The 18084-nt window shown below is 51.5% G+C and carries 15 protein-coding genes; 11 read left to right on the forward strand and 4 right to left on the reverse strand.

What is annotated here, in order from left to right; all coding sequences use genetic code 11:
• Window positions 1-352 precede the first annotated feature (352 nt).
• From H7U12_RS11900 to H7U12_RS11910, 3 genes are all read right to left on the reverse strand, one after another.
• Entirely contained in the window at window positions 353-1981 is a 1629-nt protein-coding gene (locus tag H7U12_RS11900; RefSeq protein WP_186638032.1) for an acyl-CoA carboxylase subunit beta, read from the reverse strand.
• 183 nt (window positions 1982-2164) lie between these two features.
• Window positions 2165-3178: an MlaD family protein gene (locus H7U12_RS11905; RefSeq protein WP_186638035.1), complete on the reverse strand. Its 1014-nt coding sequence runs from the start codon at window positions 3176-3178 to the stop codon at window positions 2165-2167.
• Between the two features lie 13 nt (window positions 3179-3191).
• Window positions 3192-3968 (reverse strand): N-acetylmuramoyl-L-alanine amidase family protein, encoded by a 777-nt coding sequence (locus tag H7U12_RS11910; protein WP_186638037.1) that lies wholly within the window; start codon window positions 3966-3968, stop codon window positions 3192-3194.
• A 67-nt stretch (window positions 3969-4035) separates the two neighbouring features.
• Here H7U12_RS11910 and H7U12_RS11915 point away from each other — a divergent pair, with 67 nt between their 5' ends.
• From H7U12_RS11915 to H7U12_RS11930, 4 genes are all read left to right on the forward strand, one after another.
• A complete protein-coding gene (locus tag H7U12_RS11915; RefSeq protein ID WP_186638039.1) occupies window positions 4036-6738 on the forward strand; it encodes a putative LPS assembly protein LptD in 2703 nt (900 codons plus the stop codon).
• Between the two features lie 225 nt (window positions 6739-6963).
• Window positions 6964-7782 (forward strand): 3-methyl-2-oxobutanoate hydroxymethyltransferase, encoded by an 819-nt coding sequence (panB, locus tag H7U12_RS11920; RefSeq protein ID WP_186638041.1) that lies wholly within the window; start codon window positions 6964-6966, stop codon window positions 7780-7782.
• Window positions 7783-7891: 109 nt separating this feature from the next.
• A complete protein-coding gene (locus H7U12_RS11925) occupies window positions 7892-8578 on the forward strand; it encodes an RluA family pseudouridine synthase (RefSeq protein WP_186638043.1) in 687 nt (228 codons plus the stop codon).
• Between the two features lie 332 nt (window positions 8579-8910).
• Entirely contained in the window at window positions 8911-9645 is a 735-nt protein-coding gene (locus H7U12_RS11930; protein WP_186638044.1) for an acyl-CoA desaturase, read from the forward strand.
• A gap of 38 nt (window positions 9646-9683) precedes the next feature.
• Here H7U12_RS11930 and H7U12_RS11935 read toward each other — a convergent pair whose 3' ends face one another.
• Window positions 9684-10826, reverse strand: coding sequence for a DUF418 domain-containing protein (locus tag H7U12_RS11935; RefSeq protein WP_186638045.1), 1143 nt, complete (start codon window positions 10824-10826; stop codon window positions 9684-9686).
• A gap of 41 nt (window positions 10827-10867) precedes the next feature.
• On the opposite strand from H7U12_RS11935, the gene H7U12_RS11940 reads away from it, so the two are divergent.
• The 7 genes from H7U12_RS11940 (at window position 10868) to H7U12_RS11970 (ending at window position 17676) form a co-directional block, all read left to right on the forward strand.
• Window positions 10868-12529 carry a sulfatase-like hydrolase/transferase gene (locus H7U12_RS11940; RefSeq protein ID WP_186638054.1) on the forward strand — a complete coding sequence of 554 codons (1662 nt, stop codon included), beginning with the start codon at window positions 10868-10870 and terminating at the stop codon, window positions 12527-12529.
• A 274-nt stretch (window positions 12530-12803) separates the two neighbouring features.
• Entirely contained in the window at window positions 12804-13364 is a 561-nt protein-coding gene (locus H7U12_RS11945) for a 30S ribosomal protein S16 (protein WP_186638056.1), read from the forward strand.
• Window positions 13365-13375: 11 nt separating this feature from the next.
• Window positions 13376-13969, forward strand: coding sequence for a ribosome maturation factor RimM (gene rimM / locus H7U12_RS11950; protein WP_186638058.1), 594 nt, complete (start codon window positions 13376-13378; stop codon window positions 13967-13969).
• Window positions 13956-14645, forward strand: coding sequence for a tRNA (guanosine(37)-N1)-methyltransferase TrmD (trmD, locus tag H7U12_RS11955; protein ID WP_186638060.1), 690 nt, complete (start codon window positions 13956-13958; stop codon window positions 14643-14645). The genes rimM and trmD overlap by 14 nt, the downstream gene beginning before the upstream one ends.
• Before the next feature lie 82 nt (window positions 14646-14727).
• The gene (rplS, locus tag H7U12_RS11960; protein ID WP_123127567.1) at window positions 14728-15081 is read left to right on the forward strand and encodes a 50S ribosomal protein L19; all 354 of its coding nucleotides are present in this window, start codon (window positions 14728-14730) and stop codon (window positions 15079-15081) included.
• 362 nt (window positions 15082-15443) lie between these two features.
• Window positions 15444-16019, forward strand: coding sequence for a Crp/Fnr family transcriptional regulator (locus H7U12_RS11965; RefSeq protein ID WP_186638062.1), 576 nt, complete (start codon window positions 15444-15446; stop codon window positions 16017-16019).
• Window positions 16020-16614: 595 nt separating this feature from the next.
• Window positions 16615-17676 (forward strand): hypothetical protein, encoded by a 1062-nt coding sequence (locus tag H7U12_RS11970; RefSeq protein WP_186638064.1) that lies wholly within the window; start codon window positions 16615-16617, stop codon window positions 17674-17676.
• Window positions 17677-18084: the final 408 nt, after the last annotated feature.

Consider the following 18084-nt stretch of genomic DNA (forward strand, 5'->3'; position numbering starts at 1 on the left):
ATTTCGCTGAAAACAGGCCATAAACGTGGAAGACACTCATAGGAGCCACGCACGCTACGAGGTCTGAAATGAGTTCTGAGTCTTGAGTCGTGAGTTCTGAGTCTGCTTAATAGAAGAAGTTGGTAATAGTAAGGAGTTGGAAATAGAAGAAGCTGGCGCGAGACTGAAGTCTCGTGACTTAGGATGATGCGAGTCTCCAGACTCGCCGGGAACCACGAGCCGCAGGGCGAAACCGCTGCTTTTGGATCACCGCATGAACAAAGCCATCCCGTTTATCCTCCGGCAAGTATCTGACGGGAGCACAAGAAGATATCATCGTATTAATTCTCTACTTCCTACTTCTTACTTCCCATCACGTTTGGATCACGCCTACGTTGAACGGCTTGGTGATGGGTGCGTGGTTGGCCGCCTCAATGCCCATGGAAATGACTTTGCGGGTCTCCAGCGGATCAATGATGCCGTCTACCCACAGGCGGGCGGCCGCGTAGTACGGGCTGAGCTGCTCATTGTAGCGGGCGGTGATCTTGTCCAGGAGTTCTTTCTCGGCCTCGGGGGTAATCTCCTCTCCTTTGGCTTTCAGGGACGCGACCTGAATCTGCAACAGCGTTTTGGCCGCCGAGGCACCGCTCATCACCGCCAGTTGCGCCGTGGGCCAGGCGTAGATCAGGCGCGGGTCATAGGCTTTGCCGCACATGGCGTAATTGCCCGCCCCATAGCTGTTGCCAATGAGAATGGTGAACTTAGGCACCACGGAGTTGCTCATGGCGTTCACCAGTTTGGCCCCGTCTTTGATGATGCCGCCGTGCTCGGCCTTACTGCCCACCATAAACCCGCTCACGTCCTGCAAGAACACCAGCGGAATTTTCTTCTGGTTGCAGTTCATGATAAAGCGGGCCGCCTTGTCAGCGGAGTCTGAGTAGATCACGCCACCCATCTGCATCTCGCCTTTCTTGCTTTTCACAATTTTGCGCTGGTTGGCCACAATGCCCACCGCCCAGCCGTCAATGCGCGCCAGGCCGCAGATGAGACTCTGCCCGTACAGGTCTTTATAAGGTTCAAACTCCGAGTTGTCCACCAGCCGATGGATGATGTCCATCATGTCATAGGGCTTAACGCGGTCCTGCGGCAGCAGTCCGTAGATTTCCTTCGGGTCCAGTTTCGGCTCCGCCGAAGTGGTGCGGCTGAAACCGGCCTTGGGATTATCGCCCATTTTATCGAAAATGTTCCGGATGTGGTCCAGACACTCCTGGTCAGTCTCGAATTTATAGTCGGTGACGCCGGAGATCTCAGAGTGGGTGGAGGCGCCGCCCAGGGTTTCGTTGTCAATGGTTTCGCCGATGGCGGCTTTCACCAGATAAGAACCCGCCAGAAAGATGGAGCCGGTGCCTTCCACAATCATGGCCTCGTCGCTCATGATGGGCAGGTACGCGCCGCCCGCCACGCAGGAACCCATGATGGCCGAGATCTGCACAATGCCCTCACTGCTCATGATGGCATTGTTGCGGAACATCCGGCCGAAGTGCTCTTTGTCGGGGAAGATCTCGTCCTGCATGGGCAGGAAAACGCCGGCGCTGTCTACCAGGTAAATGACCGGCAGGCGGTTCTCCAGGGCAATCTCCTGCGCCCGCAGGTTTTTCTTGGCCGTGATAGGGAACCAGGCACCCGCTTTCACGGTGGCATCGTTGGCCACCACCATGCACTGGCGGCCTTTCACGTAACCTATGCCGGCCACCACGCCGCCGCCCGGACAGCCGCCGTACTCCTGGTACATGCCCTCGCCGGCAAACGCAGCAATCTCCAGGAACTCAGAATCTTCGTCCAGCAGGTATTTAATGCGTTCGCGGGCGGTGAGTTTGCCTTTCTCGTGCTGCTTGGCAATGGCTTTCTCGCCGCCGCCCAAGGCTACTTTCTGGTGTCTGCTCTTGAGTTGGAAGCAAAGCTGTTTGAGGCTGTCTTCGTTCTTATTGAATTCGATATCCATAAATCTGCGAAAGCGGTGGTTTGAGGTCCTTCCCGATGCGGGGTAGACAAATATAGTAAAATCCAGGAAAAGCTAACACCTGTTAGGTTTTCCTATTTCCTCTACGGTAGGAAATAAAAAAGCGTTTTGAGCCCGCTTTCTATAAAACGGCCCCAAAACGCTTTTTACGTTTTTTCTTCTGGTTTATTTCTTCGCGTCTACGGTTCCCGTGCTCTGTACGGTGTCAGCGTTTTTCACTTTATTGGCTTCTTTCACATTAGAGGCTTTGTTGACCTTGGTGCCGCCGCCAATCTGCAACAGGGAGAAATGCACGTACCGCTTAGGATTGGCTTTCAGGTCCATGAGGAGGGCGTTCAGGCTCTCAGAGGAACCGTTCAGGTTACGGTACAGCGAATCGTCGTTCATGAGTTTGCCCAGGCTACCGTTCGCCTCGTTTATCTTGTTCATGGTCATCTGCGCCTGCGCGATGGTGCTGTCCAGTCCCCTAATGGCACTGTTCATAGAGTTGACGTCTATGGTGTCTGTGATGGTGGCGAGGTTGTTGGCTACCCGGCTGAACTTGGCCTCGGTGCCGCGCAGAGCTGAGGTCAACTGGGCCAGGTTGCTGGTGATCGCGTTAATGTTCCCCTGATTAGCCAGGGCAACTGCCCGCAAGGTTTCAGAGGTGGCCTGCGCGTTGAGCAGAATAGACTGGATGCTCTGCTTCGCGTCTTTGTCCAGGAAGCCGTTCAGGCGCTGCAAGGTAGAGTCAACAGTGCCCAGCACCGGCATGGCGCGTTGGGAAAGCATGTCGGTGATGCTGCGCTTCACAAACGGGATCAGGTGTTCGCCGCCTTTGTAGCGCACCCGGTTACGGCCCATGTACAGTTCTACGGCTTTGCTGCCCAGTAAGTCTGAGCTCACCAGCATGGCTACGGTAGAGTCTCCTACGTCAATGTCTTTCTCAATGTCCAGGGTCACCAGAATCTTGTTGCCGTTTTTCTGGTCCAGCACCATCTCTTTCACCAAACCAATCCTGAACCCGTTGATGAGCACGGGATTAGATACTGCCAACCCTTCTACGGTGTCATAGGTGACATAATAGGTACGGGTAGAGGAAAGGATGTTACTTCCTTTCAAGAATAGAAAGCCCACGTAGAGTGCTGCCAATGACACAATGCCCAGCAACGCTACTTTGAGTTCTTTGGAAAATTTCACAGGGGTAGATTAATTAGTTCATGGCCTCAAGCTCTTGCTTGTACTCTTTGAAAGCGCGGTAGATACCTGATGCCATATACGTTTGGTTGGTTTTATCGTTGAGAAACTTCTCTTCCTGCGGATTGGTGAGGAAGCCGATCTCAATTAACGTGCTGGGCATGGCTGATTTCCAGAGCACTAGAAAGCCCGCCTGCTTCACGCCCCGGCTGGAGCGGCCTACTTTCGTCTTGAACTCTTTCTCTACTTTCTGGGCGAACCGGAGGCTGTTTTCCAGGTACGCGCTTTGGTACAAACTGAAAAGGATGTGGCTCTGCGGCGACTTGGGGTTGAAGCCGTTGTAGTTCTTCTCGTAATTCTCTTCCTGTAAGATTACCGAGTTCTCGCGGGTGGCCACGGCCAGGTTACTGCTGGATTTGTGCAGTCCCATGGTGTAGGTCTCGGTACCGAAGGCGGCACTGGGGCCCGAGTTGCAGTGGATGGAGATAAACAGGTCAGCGTGGTTCTTGTTCGCGATGCCCGCCCGGTCAATCAGCTCCACAAACCGGTCGTCTTTGCGGGTGTAGATGACTTTCACGTCGGGGATGTTCTCCTCCATGAGTTCCCCCAGCTTGAGGGCTACTTTCAGGGCCACCTCTTTCTCCCTGGCCGAGGCCCCGTTACAGCCCGTGTCTTTTCCGCCGTGGCCGGCATCAATGACCACCGTTCGTATTTTTACCTCCTTCCGCTCAAACGTGGTGAAAGAACTAAACAGTAAAAAAGCAAAAACGGTAAGCGAGACAATATTTTTCACGAGATGCGTTAGTTAAAAGCTATTGTTAATAACTTTGTCCTAGTTAACAAAATAACTAAAAATTTACTTGAATCAGAAGAGATCCCTCCTGTTTTTGGCAATCGCCGCTTTTTCAGTGATTGCCTTTTTTACCGCTACGGAGGGAAGCGCGCAGATTCGCCGCGACCGTAACCGTCCTGCTGCAACGCCCAAGCCTGACTCGCTGGTGGTCACCTCCGCTGATACCTCCAACGCCCAAAAGCGGGGCGATATTGAGACCACAATCAATTATAAGGCCAAAGATTCCATCCGGTACGATGCCGTGAGCCAGATCATGCACCTCTACGGCGATGCCCACATAGACTACGGCGAGATTGCCCTGGACGCCGCCTACATCCAGATTAACTGGAAAACCAACATCATCAACGCCGAGGGTGTGCTGGACACAGCCGGGGTGCTCCAACAGAAGCCTTTGTTCAAAAACGGCGCCGAAACGTACCAGGCCGAGCGGATGGCCTACAACTACAAAACCAAAAAGGGCCGCGTCATGGGGGCCGTGACCACGCAGGGCGAAGGGTACATCCACGCCGAGACCATCAAACGTGACTCCCTGGGAAGCATCTACGGACGGCACGCCCGCTACACAACCTGTGACCTGGAGCACCCGCACTTCTACATCAAGGCCACCAAGATGAAGGTGATTCCCAATGACCGCGTGGTGGCGGGTCCTTTTCACCTAGTGTTCGCCGATGTGCCCACTCCTATCGGGTTGCCGTTCGGGTTTTTCCCGTCGCCACGTAAACGAGGCTCCGGGGTCATCATCCCTACCTTTGGGGAGTCCAACATGCAGGGGTTCTACCTGCGCGAGGGTGGTTTCTACTGGGCCATGAACGACTACATGGACATGCGCATCACCGGCGATATTTACTCGCTGGGCGGCTACGGCCTTCGGGTACAGTCTAACTACACCAAGCGCTACAAGTTCAGTGGGAATTTCTCGGTGAGCCATACCTTTATCAAAGCCCCTGAAAACACTACCCGAGGCGCCACTACAGACCAGATTGTGAACTACGGCACCGGCTCCCGCGATATTTGGGTGAGTTGGAGCCATCAGCCGGTTACCCGCCCGGGTCAGGGACAATTCTCGGCCAGCGTGAACGCCGGTAGCCAGTTCTACAACCAGCGAAACTCCACCAACGCGCAGAACGCGCTGTCGCCTAACTTTAACTCCACGGTCTCTTACCGCAAGAGCAGTCCCAACTCGCCCATCACCTACGGGATCACCATCTCTCAGAGCCAGACCAGCAGAACCCAGCTCAACGAAGAAGGAGAGGTGGTACCGGCGCAGCAGATGAGCTTCACCCTGCCCGACTTCAGCTTTGGCGTGGCTTCCCAGAGCCCCATTGAGTGGTTTGGCGGCACGTTGACCGGGCGCTGGATTGAAGGCATCCGGATTGGCTATAACCTGACGGCGCGGCAGTACGTGACCAACAACATCTCGGCGGGGACCGGTTTAGGGTTTCCTTTCTCCACCAGACAGGCCCGTGACACCTTGCTGGCCATCAACGGCTCCAACCTGTCTACCATTTTCCGGAACGCCCGCACCAGCATTAACCATGACATTCCCATCACCCTGGGTACGGTCAGCCTGTTCAAACACTTTAAGTTAACACCGGGCGTAAGCTACAGCGAGAGCTGGTTCACCAAGAAATACACGTACAGCAACGTTCCCGGCACCAACATGCTGGCCGTAGATACGCTCAAAGGCCTGCAACGCACCTACCAGTACCAGGGAAGCCTCTCGCTTACCACCAACCTTTACGGCATTGCGCAGATCAAAGGCAAGAAAGTGGAGGCCATCCGCCACACCATCACGCCCAACATCTCGTACAGCTGGCGGCCTGACTTCGGCCGGCCGGAGTACGGCTTCTACCAGCGGGTGCAACGCGACAGTCTGGGCAATACGCAGTTGCTCTCTAGGTTTCAGGGCTTGGAAGGCAACGTACCCGGCGCGGGGCTGAGCAGCGCGATCTCTTTCTCGGTGAGCAACAACGTGGAGATGAAGGTAAAAACCGACAGCGCGGGGGTGTTCAAGAAAGTGAGTCTGATTGACGCCTTCAACTTCTCGGGCTCCTACAACATGGCCGCCGACTCGTTCAAGCTCTCCAACATCAACGTCAACCTCTCCACTAAGCTCTTCAACAACGTGGGTGTTACCCTTTCGGGAAGCTTTGACCCGTACCAGTACGTGAACGGCACCCGGAGAAACATCTACCTGATCAACGAAGGTGGTTTCAAGCTGGCCCGGCTCATGAACCTGAACTTCAACACCGGCTTTGAGTTCAACCAGCAGGCCCGCAAGCAGCAAGCCGAGTCCGGTGCGGCTGCCCCTACCAACCTGCCGTCTTTACAGCGCACCGTGGTGACCGCCGCCGATTACGTGGAGTTCAACATTCCCTGGACGCTCTCCGTGGACTTGACCTCCAACTTCACCCGAGATCTACTCACCGATAAGCTGATGAATAACGCCACCTCGGCGGGCATCAACGGCTCCGTGACCCTCACCGAGAAATGGGCCGTGAACTACACCACCAGCTATGACCTGAAAAACCGCATCCTGAGCTACACCAACATCGGCATCACGCGGGACCTGCACTGCTGGCAGATGTCCATTGACTGGGTGCCGTTTGGCGCGCTGCAGCGGTATTCCATCAACATCAACGCGAAGTCAGCGCTGTTGCAGGACCTGAAGATCAGGCGCAGCGGCAGCGCCACCGGCAGAGCCTATTAATCTAAAAAGCAGCACGGCCATCCTCAGCAGGGTGGCCGTGCTGCTTTTAGCCTGTTTTGCGTAAACTGGCCCTGAAACGTAATGAGCTGCCTTTCTGCCCCGGAGCAGCTTTTACCGGTTGCCTGCCTCGGGCGGCGGGTTAAATCCCTGGATTTTCTGGTTTATAATTTCTGATTCCTAATTCCGCACTCCTTACCTTTGCCCAGGTTCATACAAAACTTGATTATGTCGGTTCAGAAACGTGAGGTAAAAATTGTTACCACCCACCAGTTGCAGAGCATGAAAGTGCGCGGAGAGAAAATCTCCATGCTCACGGCCTATGATTTCTCCATGGCCACCCTGCTGGATGCCGCCGGAACAGATGTGTTGTTAGTGGGCGACTCCGCCTCCAACGTGATGGCTGGCCACGAAACCACGTTGCCCATCACGCTGGACCAGATGATCTATCACGCATCCTCAGTGGTACGCGGAGTGAAACGGGCGTTTGTGGTGGTGGATTTACCTTTCGGTTCTTATCAGGGGAACTCCTCTGAAGCCTTGCGTTCCGCCATCCGGATCATGAAGGAATCTGGGGCCCACGGCGTGAAGCTGGAAGGCGGCGAGGAAATCAAGGAATCGATCACCCGCATCTTGAGCGCCGGCGTTCCGGTGATGGGCCACCTGGGCCTGACACCGCAATCGATTTATAAATTTGGCACCTACTCAGTGCGCGCCAAGGAAGAGGCCGAGGCCGAGAAACTTCTCTCTGATGCCCGCCTGCTGCAGGAACTGGGCTGCTTTGCCATTGTGCTGGAGAAAATACCCTCGGCCCTGGCCAAGCGCGTGGCCGAGGAACTGCAGATTCCCATCATCGGGATTGGCGCGGGTCCGCACGTAGACGGGCAGGTGCTGGTGATCCATGACCTGCTGGGCATCACCAAAGAATTCAAGCCTCGCTTCCTGCGCCGCTACGCCGAGCTCCACGACATCATCACCGGAGCGGTGAGCAACTACATTCAGGACGTGAAATCCCTCAACTTCCCCTCTGAAGAAGAAGCGTATTAATTGTTGATTGTTTGATTGCTGATTGTTTTTCAGGATACAACCATCCGCAATGAACAATCAACAATTTTCCGCTTTTCGCCTCTTTTCAAGAAAACAGCTCAAAAACAGAATGCCTGCTCCCGCTGCGTTAGACGTACTTTTTGAAGACAACCACATTCTGGTGGTGAACAAACCCAGCGGGATGTTGGTGCAGGGCGATGAAACCGGCGATGTTCCTTTGTCTGAGCGGGCGAAGGAGTATATCAAACAGAAGTACCAGAAACCGGGAAACGTGTTCATGGGCGTGGTACACCGCCTGGACCGTCCGGTGAGCGGGGTGGTGGTGCTGGCCAAGACCTCCAAAGCCCTCACCCGCCTGAACGAGCAGTTCAAAACCCGCAAAACCCAGAAAATCTACTGGGCCATCACCCAGCGCGCCCCCCAACCCGAGAGCGGCACCCTGGTGCACTGGCTGATCAAAGACGCGGAGCGCAACACCACCAAAGCCCTTGCCACGGAAAAGCCCGGCAGCCAACGCGCCGAGCTCAGCTACTCCCTGCTGAAAGCCTCTTCCGGGAAATACCTGCTGGAGGTAAGGCCTGTCACCGGTCGGCCGCACCAGATCAGGGTGCAGCTGGCTTCGCTCAAATGCCCCATCCAGGGCGATCTTCGGTACGGAGCACCCGAGCCGCTGCCTGACAAAAGCATCTGCCTGCACGCGCGGGAACTGGGCTTTGAGCATCCGGTCCTGAAAACCTGGATTACGGTACAGGCTCCCCTGCCCCGCATTGCCGCCTGGCAACCTTTCCAGCCTTAATCTCACCCCACGAAGCAGAGACGCTTTCCGGCTTCGGTTTCGCAACACTCCAAAGTGGATTTCCGTTTTAAGTGCGTTTCCCTGAAACAAGCCCCAAAACACACGGCAGCGGGGATTGTCCTCTTGCGGTCGTTCTTCACCGATGCGGGCGTTTTGGCTTTGTTTTAGGGAAATCAGGCTGAAAATGATTCTGGTCACTTTTCTTAATTTACCGGGATGACTTTTGCAGCGTTTGGAACTTGCGTTGTAGCTTTGTGAACTTATTTACCGCAGGACTGTTTCAGTAGAGCCTGTCCGTATTTGGATTAACTAAATTAATTGCCTCACCCAGCATGATCATCGCTCTTTTTTTCGTAGCCCACTGGTACTTGTCGCTGTTTGTGCAGACCTTTTACCTGCACCGCTATGCCGCCCATAAGATGTTTACCATGAACAAATTTTGGGAAAAGTTCTTCTTCCTGTTCACGTACATCAGCCAGGGTTCTTCTTTCTTATCACCCAGGGCGTACGCCATTCTGCACCGCATGCACCATGCGTTCTCAGACACCGCCCGTGACCCGCACTCCCCGCATTTCTCCAGCAACGCTTTCACCATGATGTGGAAGACCAAGAACATCTACAACGATGTCCTGAAAAACCGCGTGGAGCCGGAAATGCGCTTTGATGGGAATTACCCGGTTTGGCGCGTGGTGGAAAGCATTGGCGACCATTGGGCTTCCCGCCTAGCCTGGGGCACGTTCTACGTTGTCTTTTACATTTACTTCGCGGAGTACTGGTGGATGTACCTGCTGCTACCTTTGCACTTCCTGATGGGCCCACTCCACGGCGCTATCGTGAACTGGAGCGGCCACAAATACGGCTACCAGAACTTTGACAACAACGACAAGTCCCGCAACTCACTTTTCTTCGATTTCCTGACCGGGGGCGAGCTGTTCCAGAACAACCACCACAAACTGCCTAACCGTGTGAACTTCGGGGTGAAATGGTGGGAAGTAGACCCAACCTATCCGGTAATCTGGACTTTGGATAAAGTGGGGATCATCAAACTGAAGAAAGCCGCCGCATAACCAACGGTATCTCAAATACAACAAAAGGCGTCTCCTGCTCAGGAGACGCCTTTTTGTTTTTCACCCGCTATCCGCCGCAAAAAGAACTCAACCGGCCCTAACCTGAAATGCCTAAGCAGCCAGATTGAGAGGCACAGTTGGATCAGGATTACAACAACATATAGCAGCACGCATTGCCAAGGTTCTAACCGCAGGAACAGACCCAAACCGTACTTATAAAAAAGGAGGCTGAACAGGAGATTCTGAACCAGGTAGTGAGTAAGGGTTAATCTCCCCAGCCATTGAAGGCGAGTCAGCAGGTAAGAAGCCTTTGGCACTCTCCACAAGAGCACGGGTAAGAATGCCAGGCTCATCACCGCCGCATAAAAATAGATAGCCAGACTACTATCTTTCAGCCACCCATCACCGTTCTCTCCTCGCCAACTGGCTAACTGGATTGCCAGTGCAATGCCAACCGCCAGACCTACATGAACCAGGAAAACCTTTCTGAGCCGTGAGAAAGACATTAAAACGTTGATGCTTCTGCTTTTGACAAAGGCATACCCCAATAGCATGAACGCGAAGATACGGGAGTAGAAAAAGAGTGCTCGCCAGGTAAACACGCCCTGAAGGTACTCCTGCACTCTGAATACCATCATTTCTGTGAAACTGCCAGACTGGTACACAGCTAGGTCTTGCCGGACTTCAGGCAAATCAGAGATACCCCAACTCTTCCCTAAGAAGCTAAACAACAAAAGACAGGCCCCAAGACCTGTCAGGAACTTACCGCTTTGGTTCCTTAGCAAAAGCAGGAGGACGCCCATGAGCACGTACTGCATCAAGACATCGCCTTCCCAGATAAAAAGAATCTGCAAAGCTCCCAATAAAAACAGCCCGACTAACCGGCGCAAGAAGTACCGAGAACCTTGGGTAGGTAATCCCAATGCAGCTGACATTCCGAATACAAAAGAAAAAATAGGATAGAATTTACCCCGCACCAAAATCATCAGCCCCAGGAGCAACCAGTGATTCACCCCGCCTCCGTACTGTGCACTGTAATCAGCAAAAAAGTCATTGGTGGTGTGCATGGCAAAGAGATTCTCCAAGCCAATTCCTAATAGCGCAAAGCCACGCAAGATATCTACCTGCTCTACACGGCCGGGGGACTTACCCTCCAGATTGGCAGATTGAACGAGTTCCATTACCTTCGGTTCCTGATTTGAGAGCAAGTTACAGGAAATACATGAGGCCACGCTTTTTCAGGAACACTCCTTTCATCCTCTTCTGCGCGTTGGCTTTGTTCGTCGTGACCGTGGAAATGCGGCCCGGCCGCCTGTATTTCATTACCACGTATCTTCTCTTCCAGGACAGTCTGGCCCATCTGCTGCTGTACCTGCTGGTGCTTGCCGCTTCTTTTACCGGACTGTTTCTGTTGCTTTTTAACACCAGCAAAATTCTTTACCGGCTGGCACTGGCCCTGCTCCTGCCCTGCCTGTTCATCAGTTTAACGTTTCGGTTCATCACGGGCTACAACTTCATGTACTCCGATGCCGTCTTATCCTGGAACAACCTGTACCTGGCCGATACCGCTCTCCAGAATTACGGCGGATCAGCGGCCCTGGCCTTCGGCTTGGCCGTTTTGGTGCTCTTTTTGATTTTCTGGGCCCGAAACAGAACGGCCTGGCGAGCGGCTCCCTGGACGGCCTGGTTGGTACCGTTGGCGGCCATCGCGGCGTTTGCGCTGATCAAGAGGACCACCGGCACCGTAGATGATTTTCCGGCGTTGTACCGCGTGCCCTTAACCGTACTGGCCGCCGTCACAGACCAGGTGCCTCAACCCGTCCGCACCCCGGTTCCGGTTTCTCCGGTAGGGGCCGGGGCCCGGCACTTATTTCTGATTGTGGACGAGAGCATTACTGCCACGGAGCTCACTTTGCATCAGCCGCATCTCCAGACTACGCCTTTTCTGTATTCGGTCCGGAGCCAGTTACTGGACTTTGGGGTGGCGAGTTCTCTGACGAACCAGAGCGCGGGCTCCAACATTGCCCTGATGAGCGGCACCCGTTCCTCTGAACTCCCGGACATCAATTATAAAACATTTTCCCGCACCAGCATCTTCCAGTTCGCCCAGAAGGCGGGTTACACCACGTATTACCTGGATGCCCAGCTAGGGGGCGATGTGCTGCAGAACTTCATGAGCCCCGAGGACCTGAACTACATCCATCACGTGGAACGTCCCGCCGTTTCTCATCCCCAGGTTCCTTATCATGAACGAGACCTGCTGGTGGCCGACCGGCTGGCGCAGTTGGCCAAGGCACCGGGCAAAGTATTCGTCTACGTGGTCAAGGCGGGTGCTCACTGGCCCTACGCCCGTACGTATCCGGCAGATTCGGCGGTCTTTACGCCGGTGCTCTCCCCGCGCAGTATCTACAAAGACCGGGAGCGGACCCTGAACACCTACCATAACTCCCTCCGCTGGACGGTAGACCACTTCTGGCGGCGCCTGATGGGCTCCATCTCCCCCGCTGACAGCACGGTGGTGGTTTATACCTCAGACCACGGCCAAAACCTGTCCCAAGCTGGCATTAGCCTTACACATGCCTCGGTGCACGAAACCTCCCCGCAGGAGGCGGCGGTGCCGTTGTGGATTTGGGACCCAGGGCACCTGACCGGGCTTTCCCCAACGGCTAAACCAAGAAAAGGCTATAGCCATGACCACATTTTTCCCACGCTACTCCAATTGCAAGGCTATTCTCCTGCTTGGGTGCGGCAACACTACGGGGCTTCATTACTGGACAGCCTTGGACCTTCCTCACAGCGCTACTTCCTGGCGGGAGACATATTCGGGCGGGGGCCCCACAGTCTGGTGCCCTTTCAGGGAGTCGGCTCTCCCACCGGTCAATGAGATGTTTTAAGCACGGTTTCAGGAAATCGGCCGCAAAACAACTTACCTGGAACGCACTCAATTCAGGCACCGGCATCTGTAAATGATAGGCACTAAAGCATGCTCTTACCGGGCGCACCTAACAGCCAACCTGCTTTGGGGCCGTTTTCCTGAAAACTGCCCCAAAGCAGGTTTCTAAAACTTCTCTTTCTCAAATCCTTAGAAGTTTCAAAATTATTCTAGTACCTTTGCACCCCAATGCCGGACGGGATCCGGCGCTTTAACAAAGTTTATTATGGCTGTTAAAATCAGACTGGCCCGCAGAGGCCGCAAAAAAGCTGCGATGTATGACATCGTGGTTGCAGATGCTCGTTCACCACGTGATGGTCGTTTCATCGAGAAATTGGGTACGTACAACCCGCAAACCAACCCTGCCACTATCAACTTCAACGAAGACAAAGCGTTGGATTGGGTATTGAAAGGTGCGCAACCAACTGACACCGTGAAAGCCATGCTTTCTTACACCGGCGTTATGTTCAGAAAACACTTGCAGATTGGCGTACTGAAAGGCGCTGTGACGCAAGAGCAGGCAGATGCCCGCTACGCTGAGTGGAAAGCTGCGAAAGAAGCTAAAATCACCGGTAAAGTAGAGAAATTAGGAAGCGACAAAGCTGCTCAGAGAAAAGCTGCTCTGGAAGCTGAGGCGAAAGTAAACGCGGCCCGTGCTGAGGCCATCCGTTTGAAAAACACGCCTGAGCCAGTAGCCGCGGAAGAAGAAGCTCCGGCTGCCGAAGGCGATGCCACCGAAGGCACCGATGCTCCTGCCGCTGACGCTACTGAAGAAGCCCAAGCTTAATTTTACTAGCCATGACGTTAGACGCATGCTTCCAACTGGGGTATATCGTGAAGGCGCATGGCACCAAAGGCCAGGTAGTCGCGTTTTTTGACGTGGACTTTCCGGAAGAGTACGATGAATTGGAATCAGTTTTCCTGTTAATCAACGGGAAACTGGTTCCTTTTTTCATTGATGACCTCAACCCGCAGGACAAAGGCCGCAGCATCATCAAGTTTGAGGATGTGAAGACCGTGGCCGATGCTGAGAAACTCAAAGGCACCGCCCTCTACCTCCCCCTGAACCAACTCCCCGAGCTGGAAGAAGACCAGTTCTACTTCCACGAGGTGATTGGGTACACGGTGGTAGACGAGCAGCTGGGCGAGCTGGGCACGGTGCAGACCTTCTTTGACCTGCCCAACCAGGATCTGCTGGCCATGGACTATCAGGGCCACGAGGTGCTTATTCCGGTCCAGGACGAGATCATCCTGCGCACCAGCAAAGAGGAGCGCAAGATTTTCGTGAACCTGCCCGAGGGCCTGCTGGAAGTCTACACCCAACCCTCTAACCGCCAATTGGAAGAACCGCCGTTGGAAGGCGAGGAAAACGAAGACGATGACGCGGTTTGACATCATCACCTGCCAGCCCCACCTGCTCACCGGCCCCTTTGACCACTCTATTCTAAAAAGAGCCCAGGACAAAGGATTGGTGGAAGTGCAGCTGCACGACCTCCGGAAGTACGCCATCAACAAGCACGGCCAGATTGACGACTATGCCTTTGGCGGAGGCGCTGGCATGGTGCTCATGGTGGAACCCATTGCCAAGTGCATCAGGGAACTGCAGGCCGAGCGCAGCTATGATGCGGTGATCTACATGACCCCAGACGGCCAGACGCTGAACCAGCCCATGGCCAACCGGTTGTCTATGCTCAAGAACATCATCATCCTGTGCGGGCACTACAAAGGTGTGGACCAGCGCGTGCGGGATCTGTTTGTGACCCACGAGATCAGCATAGGTGACTATGTACTCTCGGGCGGGGAACTGGCCGCGGCGGTGTTGGCAGACTCCCTCATCCGGCTCATTCCAGGCGTGTTGAATGATGAGAGCAGCGCGCTCTCAGACTCTTTCCAGGACAATCTGCTGGCGCCCCCGGTGTATTCCAGGCCCGCTGATTTTGAAGGACATACCGTGCCAGACATCCTGCTGTCTGGCAACACCCCCAAAGTGGAGGAGTGGCGGTTTGAGCAGGCCGTGCAGCGCACCCGCCAACTGAGGCCGGATTTGCTGCGCGATGAAAAAAATTAGTACTTGTTGATTTACAATTAGAAAAATAAAGTCTATATTTGCACTCCGAATTTTGCAGATATAAAGACACTATATTATAGTCATGAGCGATTTAATTAAATTAGTAGAGCAGGAATACACAGAGAAGCGTGCTTCAATTCCTACTTTTGCTGCTGGCGACACAGTGAATATTCACGTGAAGATCCGTGAAGGTAACAAAGAGCGTATCCAGCAATTCCAAGGCGTGGTATTGCAACGCAGAAACTCTGGCGCTAGCGAGACTTTCACTGTAAGAAAAGTGTCTAACCAAATCGGAACCGAGCGTATTTTCCCGCTTCTTTCTCCAAACATCGAGAAAATTGAGGTAATCCGCAGAGGTAAAGTAAGAAGAGCCCGTCTGTTCTACCTGAGAGGCCTTTCTGGGAAAGCCGCCCGTATCAAAGAAAAAAGAAGCTAATACCAACCGGTGTAAGCCATCCCATAGTTTTAGTTCCAAAAAAGCCGATCTCCCCGAGATCGGCTTTTTTGTTTGTAGCTGTAACAAGCTTTCTGCCTGATTATATTTATGTGCATCCCCGTCCTCACTCCTTTAGCAAATAAGATCTGGCAACTTCTTATTTTTTACAGCAGATCAAATTGCTTAAACAATAAGATATAACACTAATCCCCCTACACCTCCTGCCTAAATATTAAATAAACTACTGATTTATAGGTATTTAATTTAAAAAAATCCACTAATAACTTGCCATCTCATAGGCAATATGATTAATCGTCAAGCATAGAACCAGTTCTTTTCTCCTATCCTTTCTTTTCTCTTTTATGAAAAATGGATTTTTAAGGTTTCTGGAGAATACTGCGCCTCTGAGCGATGGACTAAAGGAGGCTTTACAAGAATCACTCAAAGGACCTTACCCTATAAAAAAGGGCACAATATTGCTCCGGGAAGGAGAAATAAGTACCACTGCTTACTTTATAATACAGGGTATGGCCCGAATGTACTACAAGGTTAACAACAAAGAAGTAACCAGCCGGTTTATTCCAGAAGACTCAATAGCCATTCCCTACTACAGCTTTCTATCTCAACAACCCTCCTATGAAAGCATGGATGTTTTAGAGACTTCACAAGTACTCTCTATTAATCGATTGGATTTTGAGAATCTATATGAGCAATATCCGGAACTGCACAACCTAATGCGACAACAATTAGCAAAAGCTTTGATACAAAGTGATGAGCGTGGAATGATGATTAGAAAGTTACAAGCTAAAGAACGGTACGAAGTACTGCTAAAGAAATATCCAGATATATTCTTAAGAGCTTCGGTAGAACAAATAGCCACTTTCCTAGGGATTCGTAGAGAGACCCTCGCCCGAATACGAACTCAAAGCAGAGTGTGATATTTATCACAAAAAAATGAGTATGACAAGCACGATCTACTAATCCTATTTTTTATTTATATATTTATATAATATATCAAGTTATTCTAGTTACTGGGTAAAAGCTAGGTATACCTTTAAGGAACTTAACCGATAAAGTATAAATCAACAAAATAAACGATATGGCAAAACTTTTACATCCCTAATTCAGCCATTCTCTCCCCCTTGGCACTACCTTCACTACTTTCCTAATATATTCCAGTATTTAGCAGAGTAGCCAGCATTACCTATTTTATTGGTATTTAAAAGTATTTGCAAACAACATAGGTAAAAGTCTGATTTTCTCCTTATAAACAATAGCACCTAGATTAATTCTTTTGATTTTTAAATACACTTGCCAAAAATTCGATACACAATAAAGTATTATAATTTGTTATCAGAAGATATTTAAAAAAACACGATATCTACTGATACTGCAAATTGGACTCCAATACTTTCTAGTATGTATTTGAGTAATAGTGCTTCGCTCCCACTGCATCCTTGCAAACAGCAACTAAAAGGATGCTATTCATCCCTCTCTGCAATACAAGTTCTACACTTTTACCTGCTAAACTATATGAAACAGCTTCTACTACTTTCTGGTCTACTATTAGGGTTCTTTTCCACCCATACGGTTGTTGCTAAAATATGGCGACTTAACAATAACCCAGGTACTACCACAGGTGATTTCAAAGCCCTCCAAGAAGCCCACGATGCTGCCTCTACTGGAGATACCCTTTACCTGGAAGGCTCACCAAATCATTATGGATCATTATCTTCCTCAAAAAAGCTTATTATTATTGGACCTGGTTATTACCTAGCAGAAAATAGCATTTCAAATATAAATACCGCTTCTGCTTTAGTACAAGGAATTGTTCTTAGTGATGGTGCCCAAGGATCAGAAATCATTGGGCTAGACTTTTTTGGCAATTCCGTTGATATTCGCACAAGTGACATATTCATTAGGCGAAATAAGTTTAACAACAATAGTGGCGATAGCAACTTAGAACAATTAATTTGGGGGACAGGCAGAATTTACCTAAACAGTTCCACTGCGAATAACATATTCATAACCCAAAATTTCGGACTCGAAATACATGGCCCTAGCTACGCTAATACCGGCATATTGATTACAAACAATCTAATTGCCAGCCCAGGTTACTATGGAGAAGACAATACTCAACTTAGCGTAAATATCAATGCTTTTACCATGGCAGTTTTCCAGAACAATATCTTTTTACGAGGTACTGTGAGTTCGCATAGAGCTTCATTCACCAACAACATCATGGTGAAAGGCTTTTTTGAAGAAAGAGAAAACATGGCTTCTAATAATTTGGGGAACGCCGCCCAGTTTGGAACAGCTGATGGCAATAAGTCTAACATAGACATGAGCACCGTGTTTAATGGCACCGACTCGCCGGATGACCGTTGGAGGTTAAAAGCGGGCTCACCTGCTATAGGTGCTGGCTATGGAAGCACATCAGCAAAGCCAGTAGATGCGGGTATGTTTTGGGGAAACACGCCTTACCGAATCTCTGGACTACCAGGTATACCCGTTATTTATTTCATAAATGTACAATCTGTAGGTAGCAATACAGACCCTATTGATGTAACTGTAAAGGTTAGATCGACAAACTAAGGATCCCACCACCTTTTCTTGCCCTATAAATCCTGCTTTCTGAAACTTCAAAATTCCAGAAAGCAGGATTGACGTGCCTTACCTCACGCTTTAGTGTTATTACCAGTTTGTCTATCATCACCTCTTTCCGGTAAATCATGAAAGTATTTTTACATAGATTCCTCTTGACCCTTGGAGTTTTACTGTGCTATTCCTTTCTATTAGGCTTATCCAACGCCAGCGCACAGCAAATAACCAAGTTAGAATACTTTTTCAACCATGATCCTGGGTTTGGGAAGGGTATTAATGTGCCTCTATCCCCTGGAAATGATGTCACGAAGACCTTCGCCGCCGACGTGACCGCCTTGGAGCCCGGCTTCCACCAGCTCCACCTGCGCTTCAAGGACGCCAACGGCCGCTGGGGCATGA

Source organism: Rufibacter sediminis (assembly GCF_014269285.1).
Classification (GTDB): domain Bacteria; phylum Bacteroidota; class Bacteroidia; order Cytophagales; family Hymenobacteraceae; genus Nibribacter; species Nibribacter sediminis.

Bases quoted from the DNA above. Each gene is read 5' to 3' on its own strand.
- H7U12_RS11900 (WP_186638032.1), bottom strand. From the start codon at position 1,981: ATGGATATCGAATTCAATAAGAACGAAGACAGCCTCAAACAGCTTTGC.
- panB (WP_186638041.1), top strand. From the start codon at position 6,964: ATGTCGGTTCAGAAACGTGAGGTAAAAATTGTTACCACCCACCAGTTG.
- H7U12_RS11925 (WP_186638043.1), top strand. From the start codon at position 7,892: ATGCCTGCTCCCGCTGCGTTAGACGTACTTTTTGAAGACAACCACATT.
- H7U12_RS11930 (WP_186638044.1), top strand. From the start codon at position 8,911: ATGATCATCGCTCTTTTTTTCGTAGCCCACTGGTACTTGTCGCTGTTT.
- H7U12_RS11935 (WP_186638045.1), bottom strand. From the start codon at position 10,826: ATGGAACTCGTTCAATCTGCCAATCTGGAGGGTAAGTCCCCCGGCCGT.
- H7U12_RS11940 (WP_186638054.1), top strand. From the start codon at position 10,868: ATGAGGCCACGCTTTTTCAGGAACACTCCTTTCATCCTCTTCTGCGCG.
- H7U12_RS11945 (WP_186638056.1), top strand. From the start codon at position 12,804: ATGGCTGTTAAAATCAGACTGGCCCGCAGAGGCCGCAAAAAAGCTGCG.
- rimM (WP_186638058.1), top strand. From the start codon at position 13,376: ATGACGTTAGACGCATGCTTCCAACTGGGGTATATCGTGAAGGCGCAT.
- trmD (WP_186638060.1), top strand. From the start codon at position 13,956: ATGACGCGGTTTGACATCATCACCTGCCAGCCCCACCTGCTCACCGGC.
- rplS (WP_123127567.1), top strand. From the start codon at position 14,728: ATGAGCGATTTAATTAAATTAGTAGAGCAGGAATACACAGAGAAGCGT.
- H7U12_RS11965 (WP_186638062.1), top strand. From the start codon at position 15,444: ATGAAAAATGGATTTTTAAGGTTTCTGGAGAATACTGCGCCTCTGAGC.
- H7U12_RS11970 (WP_186638064.1), top strand. From the start codon at position 16,615: ATGAAACAGCTTCTACTACTTTCTGGTCTACTATTAGGGTTCTTTTCC.